The organism is Streptomyces sp. NBRC 110028 (assembly GCF_001417735.1).
Lineage (GTDB): Bacteria > Actinomycetota > Actinomycetes > Streptomycetales > Streptomycetaceae > Streptomyces.
Map to the genome: position 1 here is coordinate 83096 of NZ_BBUZ01000028.1, position 18129 is coordinate 101224.

Here is an 18129-nt window from a genome sequence, read left to right on the forward strand (position 1 = left end):
GCTCAGTTGCTGGTGATGGAGGGAATCGCCGTCGGCGCCCGGACCGGATCGAAGCGGAAGATCTGGCCCGTGTCGCCGGCGGTGCAGGGCAGCTGGACCACGGGGTCCCCCTTGCGGGTCGAACCACCGGGCAGCGACACGCACTGGCCCGTATGCACCGGCTTGATCCGGTAGCCGCGCACCGGCTTCGTGACCCGCTGGATGCGGAACCGCTCGGCGGCGCCCCGGTGCCCGCAGTAGTCGTCCATCATCTGCGCGCCTCCCTCGGAGCTCGCCTTCCCCACGCCGAGACATCCGTAGCCGAGGGCGGGGTGGAGGGACCGGATCCGGTAGACGGAGTCCTGCGCCCCCTCAAGGGCGTACGTCGGAATGGCGCTCCGGCAGTCGGTCTGGAAGACATTGCCGCCGCCCTGGCTCTCCAGCTCGGACAGGCACAGCGAGGAGATGACCGAACGGATGCGATAGGTGCCCGGCGCGGGAGCGGCCGAAGCGGGCTCCGCGGACGACGCGGTGGTGTCCCGCGTCTTCGGCTCGTCGTCGTCGGCCGTCATCGCCACAACGAGCGAGGCCGCGCCGACGACCAGCACCGCCAGCGCCACCTCGATCAGCCGCCCTTTCGGGATGCTCCGGCGCGGCCGGTCGGCCGCGCCGGACGCGACCTGCCGCTCTGCCGCCTCCGGCCGGGGCGGCGCCTCCGGCTGCTGCGCCGGGGCGCTCTGCGGCGGCTGCTGTGTCGCGATTCTCTCCCGCGCCTCCAGCCATTCCCCGATACGCGGCTCCTCGCCGCAGGCGCGCAGGAACGCCACCAGCGTTTCGGCCCGTGGCAACGCGTCCTGCCGCAGCGCATCGGCGAGCGTGCTGCGCGCCAGCACCTCCCCGCGCTCGGCCGCCCGGCTTTCCAGCTGCCGGTAGGTCAGCCCCGACCGTTCTTTGAGGGCCCGCAGCAAGGCCATGAACTCCCCGGCACTGCGCACCGCCCCCGGCTCGCACTCCCCCTGGCTCCCCATGCTCCGACATGGTGACGGTGCGCCGCTCGGGTCACAACGCCCTTTCACGCCACGCTGGTTGCCCCGTCAACCACCCGGCCGGGGGGATCAGCTCGCGAAGCCCAGCTCCCGCGCGATCAGCATCCGCTGCACCTCGCTCGTCCCCTCCCCGATTTCCAGGATCTTGGAGTCCCGCCACATCCGGGCCACCGGATATTCGTTCATGAAGCCGTAGCCGCCGTGGATCTGTGTCGCCTCGCGGGCATTGGTGACCGCGACCTCGGAGGAGTACAGCTTCGCGATCGACGCCTCCTTCTTGAACGGCTCGCCGCGCACCAGGCGGGAGGCCGCGTCGCGCCAGGCGACGCGGGCCATATGGGCGCGGGTCTCCATGTCGGCGATCTTGAACTGGATGGCCTGGTTGGCGCCGATCGGGCGGCCGAAGGCCTCCCGGGTCCTGGCGTACGACACCGACTCGTCCACACAGCCCTGGGCGAGCCCGGTGGCCAGGGCGGAGATGGCGATGCGGCCCTCGTCGAGGATGCGGAGGAACTGGGCGTAGCCGCGGCCCCGATCGCCCAGGAGGTTGGCGGCCGGGACGCGGCAGTCGGCGAAGGACAGCTCGCGGGTGTCCGAGGCGTTCCAGCCGACCTTGGAGTAGGGGGCGGCGACGGTGAGGCCGGGGGTGCCGGACGGCACGATGATGGAGGAGATCCTGGGGCGGCCGTCCTCGGTGCGGTCGGTGACGGCGGTGACGGTGATCAGGGCGGTGATGTCCGTACCCGAGTTGGTGATGAAGCACTTGGTGCCGTTGATCACCCACTCGTCGGTGGTCTCGTCCAGCCGGGCCGTGGTGCGGGTGGCGCCCGCGTCGGAGCCGCCGCCCGGCTCGGTCAGGCCGAAGGCACCCAGGGCCTCCCCGGAGCACAGCCCGGGCAGCCACTGGCGCTTCTGCTCCTGCGTCCCGTAGAGGAAGATCGGCATCGCGCCGAGCGAGACCCCGGCCTCCAGGGTGATCGCGACGGAGGAGTCCACCCGGGCCAGCTCCTCCAGGGCCAGGCACAGCGCGAGGTAGTCGCCGCCCATCCCGCCGTACTCCTCCGGGAAGGGCAGACCGAACAGCCCCATCCGGCCCATCTCGCGGATGATCTCGTACGGGAACTCATGGTGCTCCCAGTACTCCCCGATCTTCGGGGCGACCACATCGTGCGCGAATTCCTCCACGGTGCGGCGCAGTTCCTCGTGCTCGGGGGAGAGACGGTGGTCGATCGCCATGACTCACATCTCCTTCTGGGAGAGGGCGCGGACGGTGCGGGACGGGCTGGGTCGGCCCAGGTGCCGGGCCATCCACACGCTGGTGGCGGTGAGACGGCGGATGTCGACCCCGGTCTCGACGCCGAGGCCGTCGAGCATCCAGACCAGGTCCTCGGTGGCGAGGTTGCCGGTGGCGCTCTTCGCGTACGGGCAGCCGCCCAGGCCGCCCGCGGAGGCGTCGACGGTGGTCACGCCGTGCTGGAGCGCGGCCAGGGTGTTGGCGAGGGCCTGGCCGTAGGTGTCGTGGAAGTGGACGGCGAGCCGGTCGGTGGCGATCCCCGCCTCGTTCAGCGTGGCCAGCAGCTCCAGCACATGGCCGGGGGTGGCCACGCCGATGGTGTCGCCGAGGCTCACCTCGTCGCACCCCATGTCGATCAGGCGGCGGCTGACCGAGACGGTCTGCGAGATCGGGACCGGGCCCTCCCAGGGGTCGCCGAAGCACATCGACAGATAGCCGCGCACGGACACGCCCGCCTCGCGCGCCGCGGTGACGACCGGCTCGAACATGGCGAGCGCGTCGTCCACCGTCCGGTTGAGGTTGGCCCTGGCGAACGACTCGGTCGCGCTGGCGAAGACGGCGATCTCGCGCGCGCCGAGGGCGAGCGCGCGGTCGAGCCCGCGCTGATTGGGCACCAGCACCGGGAGCCGGGCCCGCACATCGTCGATCAGCGGCATCAGCTGCTCGGCGTCGGCCAGCTGGGGCACCCACTCCGGGCGGACGAAGCTGGTGGCCTCGATGGTGGTCAGCCCCGCGCCGGCCAGCCGCCGGATGAACTCGGCCTTCACGGCGACCGGTACGAGCGCCTTCTCGTTCTGCAGCCCGTCCCGCGGCCCCACCTCATGGATACGCACCCGGGCGGGCAGCCCCGGGGCCGGGACGGTCATGGGGAGGGACATCACACACGCTCCTCGGTCTCGCGGGTCTCGCGCGGGGTGACGACCGCCAGCAGCTGGTCCATGGCGACCGTGCTGCCGGGGGTCACCTCCAGCTCGGTCACCGTTCCGTCGTGCGGGGCGGAGATGAGGTGCTCCATCTTCATCGCCTCGACCACCAGCAGGCCCTGGCCCGCGGTGACCTCGTCCCCGACGGCCGCCTTCACGACGGTGACGGTGCCGGGCATGGGAGCCGTCAGCTCCCCGGCGTGCGCCGCCGCGGCGCCGCCGCGCAGCGCCTCCTCGATGGGGTCATGCCCCACCACGCGCCAGGCATCCCCGCCCCGCCCCAGCCAGTGGCTCGCGCCGTGGGCGACATACCGGAAGCGGTGGGTGACCCCGTCGAGGTCCAGCAGCACCGAGCCGTCCTCCAGCGCCACGAGCCGCGCCGCCGCGTCGGGAGCGGGGCTGCCGGTGCCGTCCGCGCGCTCGATCCGCACCCGCGCCTCGTGGGCCCGGCCGCGCACCCGGACCGTCACCGGGTCGTGGCCGGGGACCCGCAGCCGGTGGACCGTATCGGCGGACTCGCCGCCGATCCGCCACCCGGTGGGCACGGAGAACGGATCGACCCAGACGCGCCCGCCGGCTTCGCCGCCTCGCGCGCCGGGCGGCTCCAGCGCCGCCTGGCGCAGCAGCGCCGCCGCCACATGGACCTCGTCGGGGACGGCGCCCGGGAGGAGCGAGGCCGCCGCGCGGTCGACCAGGCCGGTGTCCAGCTCGCCCGAGGCGACCTCCGGGTGGGCGGCCAGGCGGCGGAGGAAGCCGGTGTTGGTGTCGACGCCGAGGACGGTCAGGGAACCGAGGGCGGCGCGCAGCCGGCGCAGCGCCGTGGGGCGGTCCGGGCCGTGGGCGACGACCTTGGCGAGCATCGGGTCGTACACGGTGCCGACCTCGGTGCCGGTGCTCAGCCCGGAGTCGACGCGCACCCCCTCGCCCGTGGGCTCGTCCAGGGCGAGCACCGGTCCGGCCGACGGCAGGAAGTCCACCCGGCCGTCGCCCGCCGCGCGGGCGGTCTCGGCGCAGATCCGGGCCTCCACCGCATGGCCGCGGAAGGAGACCTCGTCCTGTCCGCACGGCAGCGCTTCGCCCGCGGCGACCCGCAGCTGCCACTCCACCAGGTCCAGCCCGGTGATCAGCTCGGTGACGGGGTGCTCGACCTGGAGGCGGGTGTTCATCTCCATGAAGAAGTGCGCGGACGGGTCGGTGCCCGGCACGATGAACTCCACCGTGCCCGCGCCCACATAGCCGCACGAGCGGGCCGCCTGGACCGCGGCCTCACCCATCAGCGCCCGGGTGGCCTCGTCCAGCAGCGGGCTGGGCGCCTCCTCGATGATCTTCTGATGGCGGCGCTGGAGCGAGCATTCGCGCTCGCCGAGGTGGATCACCCGGCCGTGGCCGTCGGCCAGCACCTGGATCTCGATGTGGCGCGGCCGGTCGATCCAGCGCTCGACGAGCAGCGTGTCATCGCCGAACGCGCCGCGCGCCTCGCGCCGGGCGGCCGCGATCTCGTCGGCGAGCAGCGCCTTGTCGCGCACCAGCCGCATGCCCTTGCCGCCGCCGCCCGCGGACGGCTTGAGCAGCACGGGCGTGCCGATCTCCCGGGCGGCGCCGATGAGCTGGGCGTCCGTCAACCCGCTGCCGGACGAGCCCGGCACCACGGGCACCCCGGCGGCCCGCACGGTCTCCTTGGCGCGGATCTTGTCGCCCATCAGCTCGATGGCCCCGGCCGGCGGGCCGATGAAGACGAGCCCGGCGTCGGCGCAGGCGCGGGCGAACGCCGCGTTTTCCGCGAGGAAGCCATAGCCGGGGTGGACGGCCCGGGCGCCGGTGCGGTCCGCCGCCTCCAGCAGCCGCTCGATCGACAGATAGCTCTCCGCCGCGGCCGCCGGGCCGATCCGCACGGCCGTGTCCGCCTCCCGGACGTGCCGGGCGTCCGCGTCGGCATCGCTGAACACGGCGACCGAGCGGACGCCGAGCCGCCGCAGGGTGCGGATGACCCGCACCGCGATCTCCCCGCGGTTGGCCACCAGGACCGTGTCGAACATCGCATGCGCCGCGCTCATCGGGTGCATCCCCTCACATCCGGAAGACGCCGTAGCCGGGCGCCGCGGGTTCCTTGGCCGTGCGGTCGGGCAGCGGTGCGCTCGCGCACGCGGTGAGGGCGAGGCCGAGCACCGTACGGGTCTCCAGCGGGTCGATCACCCCGTCGTCCCATAGCCGGGCCGTGGCGTAGTAGGCGCTGCCCTGGGCCTCGTACTGCTCGCGGACCGGCGCCCGGAACGCCTCCTCGTCCTCCGCGCTCCACTCCTCGCCACGCGCCTCCAACTGGTCGCGCTTGACGGTCGCGAGGACGGAGGCGGCCTGCTCGCCGCCCATCACCGAGATCTTGGCGCCCGGCCACATCCACAGGAAGCGCGGCGAATAGGCGCGGCCGCACATCGAGTAGTTGCCCGCGCCGTAGGAGCCGCCGATGACGACCGTCAGCTTGGGCACGCGGGTGCAGGCGACGGCGGTGACCATCTTGGCGCCGTGCTTGGCGATGCCGCCCGCCTCATAGCTGCGGCCGACCATGAAGCCCGAGATGTTCTGCAGGAAGACCAGCGGGATGCCGCGCTGATCGCACAGCTCGATGAAGTGGGCGCCCTTCTGGGCCGATTCGGAGAACAGGATGCCGTTGTTGGCGACGATGCCCACCGGATGGCCCATGATCCGGGCGAACCCGGTGACCAGCGTCGTCCCGAACTCGGCCTTGAACTCGGCGAACCGCGAGCCGTCCACCACCCGCGCGATCACCTCGCGCACGTCGTACGGCGTGCGGGAGTCGACCGGGACCGCCCCGTACATCCCCGCGGGGTCGACCGCGGGCTCCTCGGAGGGCGTGAGCGGCCAGGGCGGGGCGCCCTGCTGGGCGGGGGACGGCGGCAGGGTGGAGACGATCGTACGGACGATGCGCAGGGCGTGGGCGTCGTCCTCCGCGAGGTGGTCGGTGACGCCCGAGACGCGGGAGTGGACCTCGCCGCCGCCCAGCTCCTCCGCGGTGACGACCTCGCCGGTGGCCGCCTTCACCAGCGGCGGCCCGCCCAGGAAGATCGTGCCCTGCCCGCGCACGATGACGGCCTCGTCGCTCATCGCCGGGACATAGGCCCCGCCCGCCGTGCAGGACCCGAGCACCGCCGCGACCTGCGGGATCCCGGCACCGGACATCCGGGCCTGGTTGTAGAAGATCCGGCCGAAGTGGTCGCGGTCCGGGAAGACCTCGTCCTGCAGGGGGAGGAAGGCGCCGCCGGAGTCGACCAGATAGACGCACGGCAGCCGGTTCTCCAGCGCGACCTCCTGGGCGCGCAGATGCTTCTTCACCGTCATCGGGTAATACGTGCCGCCCTTGACGGTGGCGTCATTGGCGATGACGACCACCTCGCGGCCCGCGACCCGCCCGATCCCGGCGATCACCCCCGCCGCCGGGGCCTGGCCCTCGTACAGCCCGTCGGCGGCGAGCGGCGCCAGCTCCAGGAACGGCGAGCCCGGGTCCAGCAGGGTGTCCACCCGGTCGCGCGGCAGCAGCTTCCCGCGCGCGGTGTGCCGGGCCCGCGCCTTCTCGCCGCCGCCCAGCCGGGCCGCGGCGAGCTTCTCGCGCAGCCGCGCGGCCAGCTCGCGGTGGGCGGCCTCATTGGCCTTCCAGGCGTCCGACCCCGGGTCGGCGCCGCTTCGCAGCACCGGTGCCTGCTCCATCGCCACGGGCCCCCTCTTGTCCTGCGGTTAGTGGTCGTTAACTCGATACCCACCAGGTTAACGACCACTAACCCCGCTGTCTAGAATTGCTTCCATGAGCACGCAAGCCCCTGCACAGACCCGCCGCGAACAGATCCTCAAGGAGGCCGCCCGGCTCTTCGCCGAGCGCGGCTTCCACGGCGTCGGCGTCGACGAGATAGGCGCGGCGGTCGGCATCAGCGGCCCCGGTCTCTACCGTCACTTCGCCGGAAAGGAGGCGATGCTGGCGGAGCTGCTGGTCGGCATCAGCGGCCGGCTGCTGACCGGCGGCAAGCGGCGCGCCGCGGAGGCGGCGGAGGCCGGGGACGCCCCGGCGGCCGTGCTGGACTCGCTCATCGAGGGCCATATCGACTTCGCCCTGGACGACCGCCCGCTGATCATCCTCCACGACCGCGAGCTGGACCGGCTCCGGGACACCGACCGCAAGCTGGTGCGCTCGCTCCAGCGGCAGTACGTGGAGCTGTGGGTCGAGGTCGTGCGGGAGGTCTATCCCGGGCTCGCCGAGGCGGATGCCCGGGCCTGTGTCCACGCCGTGTTCGGGCTGCTCAACTCCACCCCGCACCTGGGCCGCCCCGGCGCCCTTCCCGGCCGCGCGGCGACCGCCGCCCTGCTGCACCGCCTGGCCCTCGGCGCGTTCGGCGCGGCCCATGATGCGGACGGCCTCCGCGAGTGAGCCGAAGGGGCTCGGGCGCCCGGGGGCGAACCGGGCCTTCAAAGGCTGGACAGGCTCGGTGACTGGGCGGTAACTTCGGCTGAGCAAGCGCTTAGCCAGAGGGAGGCCGCAGAGATGCGTCGCACGGTGTTCAACGAGGATCACGAGGCGTTCCGGGAGACCATCCGCGACTTCATCGCCGCCGAGGTCGTGCCGTACTACGAGGAGTGGCGGGAGGCCGGTCAGGCTCCGCGCGACTTCTACAAGAAGCTCGGCGAGCTGGGCATCTTCGGCATCGAGGTCCCCGAGGAGTACGGCGGCGCGGGCGAGACCAGCTTCAAGTTCAACGCGATCATCACCGAGGAGTGCGCCCGCGCCGGGGTGAGCTTCGGCGGCAGCGGCGTCCACACCGCGCTGTGCCTCCCGTACATCCTCAAGTACGCCGACGAGGAGCAGAAGCGGCGCTGGCTGCCCGCCTTCGTCTCGGGCGACATGATGACCGCCATCGCCATGACCGAGCCGGGCACCGGCTCCGACCTGGCGGGCATGAAGACCACCGCCAAGCTGTCCGAGGACGGCACGCACTACGTGCTCAACGGCGCCAAGACCTTCATCACCGGCGGCGTGCTCGCCGACCGCGTGCTGGTCTGCGCCCGCACCGCCCCCGCCACCCCCGAGGACCGCCGCGGGGGCATATCGATCCTGGTGGTGGACACCAAGAGCGAGGGGTACGCGGTCGGCCGCAAGCTGGAGAAGCTGGGGCTGAAGACCTCCGACACCGCCGAGCTGTCCTTCACGGACGTCAAGGTGCCGGTGGAGGACCTGCTGGGTGAGGAGGGCAAGGCGTTCGGCTACCTCGCGCACAACCTGCCGCAGGAGCGCCTGGGCATCGCCGTCAGCGCGTACGCGCAGTCCGCCGCGGCGGTCGAGTTCGCCAAGGCCTACGTCCGGGACCGCGAGGTCTTCGGCAAGAGCGTGGCGTCCTTCCAGAACACCAAGTTCACGCTGGCCGACTGCAAGGCCGAGGTGGACGCGATGCAGGCGGTCGTCGACCGGGCCCTGGACGCGCACGACGCCGGTGAGCTGACCGCCGCCGACGCCGCCTCGGCGAAGCTGTTCACCACCGAGCGAGCGGCCGTCGTCATCGACAAGTGCCTGCAGCTGCACGGCGGCTACGGCTACATGATGGAGTACCCCATCGCCCGGCTGTACGCGGACACCCGCGTCACCCGCATCTACGGCGGGACCAGCGAGGTCATGCGGTCCATCGTCGCCAAGTCGATGGGGCTGTGACGGTCGCCATGCGCACGCGTACCGGCAACCGCGCCGCAACACGGGTCTGCAAGACTGCTTGAACCATGAATGACGCACTACAGAGCCTCCTCGATCTGCTCGACCTGGAGCGGATCGAAGAGGACATGTTCCGCGGCACCAGCGATGCCGCACCCCTCGTGCCGCGGGTCTTCGGCGGCCAGGTGGCCGCCCAGGCCCTGGTCGCCGCGGGCCGCACGGTCCCCGAGGACCGTCCGCCGCACTCGCTGCACGCCTACTTCCTGCGGCCCGGCGACCCCGGGGCGCCGATCGTCTACACGGTCGACCGGATCCGCGACGGCTTCTCCTTCACCACGCGCCGCGTGGTCGCCGTCCAGCACGGGCAGCCGATCTTCCACCTGTCCGCCTCCTTCCAGCTGCACGAGGAGGGGCTGGAGCACCAGGAGCCGATGCCGGAGGTGCCGGATCCGCTCTCGCTGCCCACCGCCGAGGAGCTGCTGCCCCGGTACGAGCACCTGTTCGCCGGGCCGGGGGTGGTCGAGCGGATGCTGCAGGCACGGGCCGCCGTCGACCTGCGGTACGTGGATGCCCCGCCGTACGGCAGCGTCGGGCAGCCCCGCGAGCCGAAGTCGCAGGTGTGGTTCCGGACCGACGGCAAACTGGACGGCGCCGCCGACGATCCGCTGCTGCACGTCTGCCTGGCCACCTACGTGTCCGACATGACGCTGCTGGACTCGGTGCTCCTCGCCCACGGCCGGGGCGGCTGGGCGGTCGGGGACATCGTCGGCGCCAGCCTCGACCACGCCATGTGGTTCCACCGGCCGTTCCGGGTGGACGACTGGCTGCTGTACGACCAGGAGAGCCCGTCCGCGTCCGGCGGCCGCGGCCTGGCCAAGGGCCGCATCTTCACCGCCGACGGACGGCTGGCCGTCTCGGTGATCCAGGAAGGGGTCATGCGGGTCCCGCGCCCGAAGAAGTAACCTTCGGGAGGGGCGAGATGACGCCCGTCCACCGGGGCGTGCGGCCGCTTCGACGCGCGTCCCGGGCGACGCGCGTCAGAACTGGGCCGTCAGCCCCGCCGCGTCCAGCAGATAGGCCGTCATCGGCGCGTAGAACCTCGGATTGGTGACGTGGTCGTCCAGCGGGACCACCGCCTGGAGCGTGCCCTCCGCCTCGCCGAGGAACAGCGCCGGGTCGTTGCAGTCCGCGTACCCCACGGCGTCGATGCCGCGCTGCCCCGCGCACCCGGCCCAGCCGTGGTCGGCGACCACCAGGTCCGGCAGCGGCCGCCCCTCCCGGGCCAGCCCGTCCAGGATCGCCGCCATGGGGGCGGGGGAGTGGGTGTGCCACAGGGTGGCGCCGCGCTCCAGCATGGCCACGTCGCAGAACTGGAAGACGTACCCCTCGTCCGCGTGCAGCCCGCCGGGGATCTCGACGATCTCGCACCCCGCCGCGTGCAGCGCCGACGCCGTCGCGCTGTGCACCTCCAGCAGCCCGCCCGGGTGCCCCGTGGCGAACAGCACCCGCTGCCGCGCCTCGGCCGCCTTCCGCAGCACCGACGCCATCCGGTCCAGCGCGCCGACCGTCAGCTCCGGGTCGATGGTGTCCTGCCCGGTGCGGTGCTCCGGATCGTCGATCACCCCGCACCGCTCCGCCATGACGGCCAGCACGTCCTGCTCGTCCACCCAGCGGTCTTCCAGCTCCAGCCCCAGCCAGTAGTGGCGGTCACCGTTCGCGAGCTTGCGGTAGTGGGAGAGGTTGTTCTCGCGGGGAGTGGCGACGTCACCCGCGATGCGCGTACGGACGAGATGGTCGATCAGCTCGGTACGGCTGGGCACGGTACTGGGTATCGGCATGTGGCCCATTGTCGCCCCTGTGCCCGGGGAATGGGGGGCATTGCCCGCTGTGTGGACGTGCCGCGGCCGGCGGCGGGGGTGGTGCGGGAGCGGCACGGGGGCGTGACGCGGTCATGGCGAACCCGGGGCGCCCCGGGGAGATCCGGACGCGCCCCGGCCACAACGGTCCCGGACCGCCTAGTGCCGCGTCAGTCAAGGTTTGCCCGGTAGCGAGGCGTCCTGGTGCGGTCAGATGCAAGGCGCCGGATCGGCCTCGTAGTGGGCCTACTCGGTCGATTCGGCAACGCCGCAGATGGCCGTGCCAGGGCGGCGAGCGGGGTGAACCTTGGCTGACGCGGCACTAGCGTCCGGAACGGCGGCTGCGGGCCATCCCGCCGCCGGAACCCCGCCCTGATCCACCGCCGGCCCCGCGCCCGGTCCCGCGCTGCGCTCCGCCGCCCGCTCCGCCGCCGGTCCCGCGCTGCGCTCCGCCGCCGGACCCGCCGCCGGTGCCGCGCCCCGCTCCGCCGCCGGTGCCGCGCTGCGCCCCGCCGCCGGTGCCGCGCCCCGAGCCGCCCCGGGAGCCGCGGCCCGAGCCACCGCCGCCGCCACCGCGGCGCGCCTGCCGGGGGCCGGGGGCCTGCTGGGGTGCGGGGGCGCTGATCGTCACCGGAACGCCCGAGGGCTCCTGCGCACCGGTGATACGGGTCAGCTCGTCGTCGGTCGAGTGCACCCGGGCCGTGTTCGGGGTGATGCCCGCGTCGGCCATCAGCCGGGTCATCGCACGGCGCTGGTCCGGCAGGACGAGGGTGACGACGCTGCCGGAGCCGCCCGCGCGGGCGGTGCGCCCGCCACGGTGCAGATAGTCCTTGTGGTCCGCGGGCGGATCCACGTTGAGGACCAGGTCGAGGTCGTCGACGTGGATGCCGCGGGCCGCGACGTTCGTGGCCACGAGCGCGGTGACGTCGCCGGTCTTGAAGCGATCCAGGGTCTTGGTGCGCTGCGGCTGGGACTTGCCGCCGTGCAGCGCCGCCGCCCGTACGCCGTTGGCCAGCAGATGGCGGGTCAGCCGGTCGACGGCGTGCTTGGTGTCCAGGAACATGATGACGCGGCCGTCGCGGGCGGCGACCCGGGTGGCTACCGAGCGCTTGTCGGTGTCCGCGATGTGCAGCACATGGTGCTCCATCGTGGTGACCGCGCCCGCCGAGGGGTCGACCGAGTGCAGCGCCGGGTCGGTGAGGAACTCTTTCACCAGCCGGCTGATGTTGTTGTCCAGCGTCGCGGAGAACAGCATGCGCTGGCCGTCGGCGGGCACCTGGCGCAGCAGCCGGGTCACCTGGGGGAGGAACCCCATGTCGGCCATCTGGTCGGCCTCGTCGAGGACCGTGATGCGCACCTGGTCCAGTCGGCAGTCGCCGCGGTCGATCAGGTCGTGGAGGCGGCCCGGGGTCGCGATGACCACCTCGGCGCCGCCCCGTAGGGCGTCGGCCTGACGGTTGATCGACATGCCGCCCACCACGGTGGCCGGGCGCAGCCGCAGCCGGCGGGCGTAGGGCGTGAGCGCGTCGGAGACCTGCTGGGCCAGCTCCCGCGTGGGCACCAGGACCAGGCCGAGCGGACGGCGGGATTCGGCGCGCTGCCCGGCGGTACGGGCCAGCAGCGCGAGGCCGAAGGCCAGGGTCTTGCCGGAGCCGGTCTGCGCGCGCCCGAGGACGTCACGGCCCGTGAGGGCGCTGGGGAGGGTGGCCGCCTGGATCGGGAACGGCACGGTGACACCCTGGTGCGTCAGCTCCGCGGCGAGACCGTCCGGAAGGTCCAGCTCGGCGAACGTGGCGACGGCGGGCAGCACCGGGGTGGTGCCGCGCGGCAGGGCGAACTCGTTGCCGCCGTCGGAGGGACGGCTGGTACGAACGGGTGGCCGGGAGTGGGACCGGGGCTTGCGGGGCGAGCGGGCGTAACGGCTCATGCGGCGCCTTCCTGTAACGGGCGGGGATCGGCCCGCGGAAAGCGGGCACGAGCCGGGGCCCGCACCTCATCAGGTGCGGGCCCCGGCTCGCGGTATGCGCTGCGTCAGGCGGGAACGATGTTCTCGGCCTGCGGGCCCTTCTGGCCCTGCGTGACGTCGAACGACACCTTCTGGCCTTCCTGCAGCTCACGGAAGCCCTGGGTGGCGATGTTCGAGTAGTGGGCGAAGACGTCGGCGCCGCCGCCGTCCTGCTCGATGAAACCGAAGCCCTTTTCCGAGTTGAACCACTTCACGGTGCCAGTAGCCATGTCATTTCTCCTTCAATGGGGGCCGAACCGGAATCCGCGATTTGACGGATTCCGCGTCGCCGCATTGACCCCATCCGGACATGACCGGTGAAAACAAAAATGCGCCTGACGCTACATCTCGTCAGGCGCACATAACGTTCATGGGTACCAAAACTGCAACTGCCACGAGCTTAACACGCGAGGGGCCCGGATGGGGAGAGACGCCGATCACGCAGGGAGGGCCACGTCGCCGGACGCGGTAACGGACGAGACACGCCCGGCGCCACCAGGCACGACACCGGCGGGCCGGCGGGCCAATGGACACGGTGTCCAAATCGCCCGGGCCACGTACTGGGAATCGTCCATGTGGGGGAACGGCCGCTCTGCCTACGCTCGCATGCATGACCGCAGCAGACCGTGAGCCCACCGGAACCCCCGTCGGCCCCGTAGGCCCAGTCGATTCATCCCGCATCCCGCGCTACGCGGGCCCCGCCACCTTCGCCCGGCTGCCGCGCGTCGACGAGGTCGGCGGCACCGCGGACGTCGCCGTGGTCGGCGTGCCCTTCGACACCGGCGTCTCCTACCGCCCCGGCGCCCGCTTCGGCGGCAACGCCATCCGCGAGGCGTCCCGGCTGCTGCGCCCGTACAACCCGGCGCAGGACGCGGCGCCCTTCGCCCTCGCCCAGGTCGCCGACGCCGGGGACATCGCCGCGAACCCGTTCGACATCAACGAGGCGGTGGAGACCGTCCAGGCCGCCGCCGACGACCTCCTCGACAGCGGCGCCCGCCTCATGACCCTCGGCGGCGACCACACGATCGCCCTCCCGCTGCTGCGGTCCGTCGCCCGCAAGCACGGCCCGGTCGCCCTGCTGCACTTCGACGCCCACCTGGACACCTGGGACACCTACTTCGGCGCCGAGTACACCCACGGCACGCCCTTCCGGCGCGCCGTCGAGGAGGGCATCCTCGACACCGCAGCCCTCTCGCACGTCGGCACCCGGGGCCCGCTGTACGGGAAGCAGGACCTGGACGACGACGCGAAGATGGGCTTCGGCATCGTCACCTCCGCCGATGTCATGCGGCGCGGTGTGGACGAGGTCACCGACCAGCTGCGGCAGCGCATCGGCGACCGTCCCCTGTACATCTCCATCGACATCGACGTCCTGGACCCGGCCCACGCCCCCGGCACCGGCACCCCCGAGGCGGGCGGCCTCACCTCCCGCGAGCTGCTGGAGATCCTGCGCGGCCTGGCCGGCTGCCACCTGGTCTCCGCCGATCTGGTCGAGGTCGCCCCGGCGTACGACCACGCGGAGATCACCGCGGTGGCGGCCTCCCACACCGCGTACGAACTGACGACGATCATGGCCCGGCAGATCGCCGCCTCCCGCACCGCCTGAGCGCGCCCATCAGCGCCTTCCCGCGAGCTCCCGAGGGCCGTACAGCGCCGCCGGGGCGCCGGTGTGGAGGGCCCAGTAGCGGTCGCCGTAGGACCAGTGCCACCACTCGGTCGGGTAGTTGACCAGCCCGGCGGAGGTCAGCGCCGTGCCCAGGGCGTCCCGGTGGGCGCGGGCCCCGGCGGGGATGTTCGCCGCCTCCGTGTAGCAGGCTCGGGCGCTCTCCTCCGGGGTCGCGTCCCAGGGGGTGCCCATGTCCAGCTCGTGCCCGTCCGCGCGCACGGGCGGGCGGGTGGTGCGCGAGAGCCGGGACGTACGCGAGGGCCGTCCGGGCGGGATGGAATCAACCCGCCCGCCTCAGCCGGGCCTGGTGCGCCCGACCGCGCGACCGCCCCGTTCCCACCCGTGAACGTGTGTTCAGGCAGTGAAGGCACCGCGCCGTCCATTGACCTGTTGTGTTCACCTCTTTATCGTCACTGCGACCGTCACCGGCGAACCACGACGGAGAACAATGACGTACTCCACCCCCCGGCTGCCGCGCACCGCCCGGCTGGTCGCACCGCTGCTCGTCTGCGGGCTGATCGCCGCCGTGCCTCCGGCGTCCGCCGCTCCCGAATCCGACTCCTCGGCGGCGGCCCGGGCCGCCGCCGGGGGCTGTGCGCGTGGGCCGTCCGGCGGCTGGGCGCTGACCTCGGACCGTATCGATCCCAAGGACAGCTACCACGCGTACGTGGGCAACGGCTATCTCGGGCAGCGCGTGCCGCCGAACGGCACCGGTTATACGGGCGGCGGCGACAAGACCGGATGGCCGCTGTTCACGCCCCGCTATGACGGCGCGTTCGTCTCCGGTCTGTACGCGCACAACGAGAAGACCACCGAGAACCGGCAGGTCGCGGCCGCCATTCCCAACTGGTCCACGCTGAACGTGGCCACCGGGGGCAGGGGTTCGCAGACCTTCGGCCCGGGGACGTCCGCGGGGCGCGTCTCGCACTACCGGCAGACCGTCTCCATGCGCTGCGGCTTCGTCCGTACGTCCCTCACCTGGACGGCGTCCGACGGCCGCGCCACCGACCTCACCTACGACGTGCTCGCCGACCGGAACGACGCGCACGTGGGCGCCGTGCGGCTGCGCATGACCCCGCACTGGAGCGGCGACGCCACCGTCACCGACCGCATCGACGGGCGCGGCGCGCGCCGCATGACGCAGACCGGCGGTGGAACGCACGGCGACCGTACGGTCGATGTGGCCTTCCGTACGGACGGCACCGATACCGACGGCGCCGTCGCGTCCACCCTGCGGCCCGGGCGTAACGTACAGAACACGAACGCGGAACGGGCCGCTCCGGAGGGCAAGTTGAGCGCCCGGCAGGCCGTCCGCTTCCCGGTGCGGCAGGGCCGCGCGTACGAGTTCACCAAGTACGTCGGCGTCGACACCGCGCTGACCTCCCACGCCCCGCGCGCCGACGCCGTCGCCGCCTCCCGGCGGGCCGCCGACCGTGGCTGGCCCGCGCTGTTCGCCGAGCACACCGCCGCCTGGCTAAAGCTCTGGCGCTCCGACATCGAGATCGGCGGGCGCCGGCAGCGCGATCTGCGGGACTGGGTGCGCTCCGCGCAGTACGGGCTGCTGTCCGCCACCCGCGCGGGCTCCCGCAACAGCATCTCCCCGACCGGGCTGACCAGCGACAACTACGGCGGCCTGATCTTCTGGGACGCCGAGACCTGGATGTACCCGGGGCTGCTGGCGAGCCACCCCGAACTGGCCAGGTCCGTGGTCGAGTACCGCTACAAGACCCGCGCGGGCGCCCGCGGCAACGCGCGCAAGCTCGGCTATCCCGGACTCTTCTACCCCTGGACCAGCGCGAGCAAGGGCGGGCTGTGGACCGAGTGCCACAGCTGGGACCCGCCGCACTGCCGCACCCAGAACCACCTGCAGAGCGATATCGCCCTCGCGGCCTGGCAGTACTTCCAGGCCACCGGCGACGCCACCTGGCTGCGTGAGCGCGGCTGGCCGGTGCTCAAGGGGATCGCCGAGTTCTGGGCCGGGCGCGTCACCCACAACGCCGACGGCAGCTACTCCATCAAAAACGTCGCGGGCCCCGACGAGTACAGCAACGGCGTGGACGACGCGGTGTTCACCAACGCCGGAGCCGCCACCGCCCTGCGCGACGCCGCCCGCGCCGCCCGCGTCCTCGGCGAGAAGCCCCCCGCCGCCTGGACCCGGATCGCGGACCAGCTGCGCATCCCGTACGACAAGAAGAAGCAGGTCTTCCAGCAGTACGACGGCTACAAGGGCTCGCTGATCAAGCAGGCGGACACCGTGCTGCTCATGTACCCGCTGGAGTGGCCGATGTCCCGGGAGGCCGCCGCCAAGACGCTCGACTACTACGCGGCGCGCACCGACCCGGATGGCCCGGCCATGACCGACTCGGTCCACGCGATCGACGCCGCGTCCATCGGGGAGCCCGGCTGCTCCTCGTACACGTACCTGATGCGCTCCATCAAACCGTTCGTGCGCGGCCCGTTCGACCAGTTCTCGGAGGCTCGCGGCGAGAAGGCGGGCGCCGAGGACCCGCTGGCCGGGTCGCCCGCGCAGGACTTCCTCACCGGCAAGGGCGGCTTCCTCCAGGTCTTCACCCACGGCCTGACCGGGATGCGGATGCGCGAGGACGCCGTACGGCTCGACCCCACGCTGCCGCCGCAGCTGAGCGACGGCGTGCGCCTGCGTGGCCTGCGCTGGCAGGGCCGTACGTACGACGTGGCGATCGGCCCGCACGAGACGACGGTGCGGCTGACCGCCGGTGCGCCGTTCGACATCGAGACGCCGCAGGGCGGGAAGCAGGTCGTGAGCGAGGGCGCCCCCGCCGTCCTCAAGACCCGCCGCCCGGACCTCACCCCGACCACCAACCTCGCCCGCTGCCAGGAGGCGACGGCGAGTTCGCGGGAGCCGGGCATGGAGCCGGGCGCCGCCGTCGACGGCAACGCGGCCACCGCCTGGGTGCCCGACGCGGCCCGGGGCACGCTCACCGCCGACCTCGGCCGGACCGTACGGATCGGTGAGGTCACCCCGCGGTGGACCACCACCCGGCCCGCCTCGCACCGCGTCGAGACCTCGCTCGACGGCAGGCACTGGCGCGACGGGACGACGGGCCCGGCCCGCTACGTCCGCGTCACGCTGCGCTCGGCGGACGACAAGAAGCGTGCGGGCATCGAGGAGCTGAAGGTGACGCGGGACCGGTGACCCGCGGACCGGGCAGCGCGGCGCCGGTGTACCTCGGTACGCCGGCGTCGCGTCGCGTCACGGTGCGGTCCTCCTGAGCGTGGACCGACTGAACGGGGACCGACTGAGCATGGACCAATTCTTATACCGGCATTAGTATCACGGTCATGGTGCGCACTCCTCTCACTCCGCTGGAACGCGAACGCGGCCGCTTCCTCGGCGCCCTGCTGCGACAGGCCCGCGGCGAACGCAGCATGGCGGCCGTCGCCGCCGGGGCCGGGATCTCGGCCGAGACCCTCCGCAAGATCGAGACCGGCCGGGCCCCCACCCCCGCCTTCTTCACGATCGCCGCCCTGGCCACCGCCCTCGGCCTGCGGCTGGACGACATCGCGGCCCGCTGCGCCGCGGTCACCATCCCGGAGGAGGCGCCGCGCGACGAGGCGGCGTAAAGGCCCCGGCCCCCGACCGATTGTTGCGGAAGGATGAAATCCGCACACCTGTGTGT

Annotated in this window: 14 protein-coding genes and 1 pseudogene; 6 read left to right on the plus strand and 9 right to left on the minus strand. The window is 72.8% G+C overall.

Annotation, left to right across the window (positions count from 1 at the left end):
- Positions 1 to 2: 2 nt before the first annotated feature.
- From ASC60_RS19545 to ASC60_RS19565, 5 genes are all read right to left on the minus strand, one after another.
- The gene (locus tag ASC60_RS19545; RefSeq protein WP_159043293.1) at positions 3 to 1007 is read right to left on the minus strand and encodes an RICIN domain-containing protein; all 1005 of its coding nucleotides are present in this window, start codon (positions 1005 to 1007) and stop codon (positions 3 to 5) included.
- An 87-nt stretch (positions 1008 to 1094) separates the two neighbouring features.
- Entirely contained in the window at positions 1095 to 2261 is a 1167-nt protein-coding gene (locus ASC60_RS19550; protein WP_199830997.1) for an acyl-CoA dehydrogenase family protein, read from the minus strand.
- A gap of 3 nt (positions 2262 to 2264) precedes the next feature.
- Positions 2265 to 3197, minus strand: coding sequence for a hydroxymethylglutaryl-CoA lyase (locus ASC60_RS19555; RefSeq protein WP_055552639.1), 933 nt, complete (start codon positions 3195 to 3197; stop codon positions 2265 to 2267).
- The gene (locus ASC60_RS19560) at positions 3197 to 5278 is read right to left on the minus strand and encodes a biotin carboxylase N-terminal domain-containing protein (RefSeq protein WP_055552641.1); all 2082 of its coding nucleotides are present in this window, start codon (positions 5276 to 5278) and stop codon (positions 3197 to 3199) included. Before ASC60_RS19560 ends, ASC60_RS19555 begins: the two co-directional genes overlap by 1 nt.
- 31 nt (positions 5279 to 5309) lie before the next feature.
- Entirely contained in the window at positions 5310 to 6962 is a 1653-nt protein-coding gene (locus ASC60_RS19565) for a carboxyl transferase domain-containing protein (RefSeq protein WP_055553100.1), read from the minus strand.
- Between the two features lie 94 nt (positions 6963 to 7056).
- Between ASC60_RS19565 and ASC60_RS19570 the strand changes: the two genes are divergently transcribed.
- The 3 genes from ASC60_RS19570 (at position 7057) to ASC60_RS19580 (ending at position 9905) form a co-directional block, all read left to right on the plus strand.
- Positions 7057 to 7674, plus strand: coding sequence for a TetR/AcrR family transcriptional regulator (locus tag ASC60_RS19570; protein WP_055552643.1), 618 nt, complete (start codon positions 7057 to 7059; stop codon positions 7672 to 7674).
- 114 nt (positions 7675 to 7788) lie between these two features.
- Complete coding sequence (locus ASC60_RS19575) at positions 7789 to 8946, plus strand: acyl-CoA dehydrogenase family protein (protein ID WP_055552645.1); 1158 nt, start codon at positions 7789 to 7791, stop codon at positions 8944 to 8946.
- 65 nt (positions 8947 to 9011) lie between these two features.
- On the plus strand, positions 9012 to 9905 hold the full coding sequence (locus ASC60_RS19580; RefSeq protein WP_055552647.1) for an acyl-CoA thioesterase II: 894 nt from the start codon (positions 9012 to 9014) through the stop codon (positions 9903 to 9905).
- A 75-nt stretch (positions 9906 to 9980) separates the two neighbouring features.
- On the opposite strand, the gene ASC60_RS19585 is transcribed toward ASC60_RS19580, so the two are convergent.
- The 3 genes from ASC60_RS19585 to ASC60_RS19595 all read right to left on the minus strand — a co-directional run bounded on the left by ASC60_RS19585 (position 9981) and on the right by ASC60_RS19595 (position 13034).
- Positions 9981 to 10790: a phosphatase gene (locus ASC60_RS19585; protein ID WP_079038492.1), complete on the minus strand. Its 810-nt coding sequence runs from the start codon at positions 10788 to 10790 to the stop codon at positions 9981 to 9983.
- Between the two features lie 331 nt (positions 10791 to 11121).
- On the minus strand, positions 11122 to 12726 hold the full coding sequence (locus ASC60_RS19590; RefSeq protein ID WP_079038493.1) for a DEAD/DEAH box helicase: 1605 nt from the start codon (positions 12724 to 12726) through the stop codon (positions 11122 to 11124).
- 104 nt (positions 12727 to 12830) lie between these two features.
- The gene (locus ASC60_RS19595) at positions 12831 to 13034 is read right to left on the minus strand and encodes a cold-shock protein (RefSeq protein ID WP_015607926.1); all 204 of its coding nucleotides are present in this window, start codon (positions 13032 to 13034) and stop codon (positions 12831 to 12833) included.
- A gap of 380 nt (positions 13035 to 13414) precedes the next feature.
- On the opposite strand from ASC60_RS19595, the gene speB reads away from it, so the two are divergent.
- On the plus strand, positions 13415 to 14410 hold the full coding sequence (gene speB, locus ASC60_RS19600; RefSeq protein WP_055552650.1) for an agmatinase: 996 nt from the start codon (positions 13415 to 13417) through the stop codon (positions 14408 to 14410).
- Between the two features lie 9 nt (positions 14411 to 14419).
- Here speB and ASC60_RS19605 read toward each other — a convergent pair.
- Positions 14420 to 14683: pseudogene (locus ASC60_RS19605) on the minus strand (M15 family metallopeptidase); the annotation flags it as partial.
- Between the two features lie 235 nt (positions 14684 to 14918).
- Here ASC60_RS19605 and ASC60_RS19610 point away from each other — a divergent pair.
- Both ASC60_RS19610 and ASC60_RS19615 read left to right on the plus strand, forming a co-directional pair.
- Positions 14919 to 17645 carry a glycosyl hydrolase family 65 protein gene (locus tag ASC60_RS19610; RefSeq protein WP_055552654.1) on the plus strand — a complete coding sequence of 909 codons (2727 nt, stop codon included), beginning with the start codon at positions 14919 to 14921 and terminating at the stop codon, positions 17643 to 17645.
- A gap of 146 nt (positions 17646 to 17791) precedes the next feature.
- Complete coding sequence (locus ASC60_RS19615) at positions 17792 to 18073, plus strand: helix-turn-helix domain-containing protein (RefSeq protein WP_055552656.1); 282 nt, start codon at positions 17792 to 17794, stop codon at positions 18071 to 18073.
- Positions 18074 to 18129 lie beyond the last annotated feature (56 nt).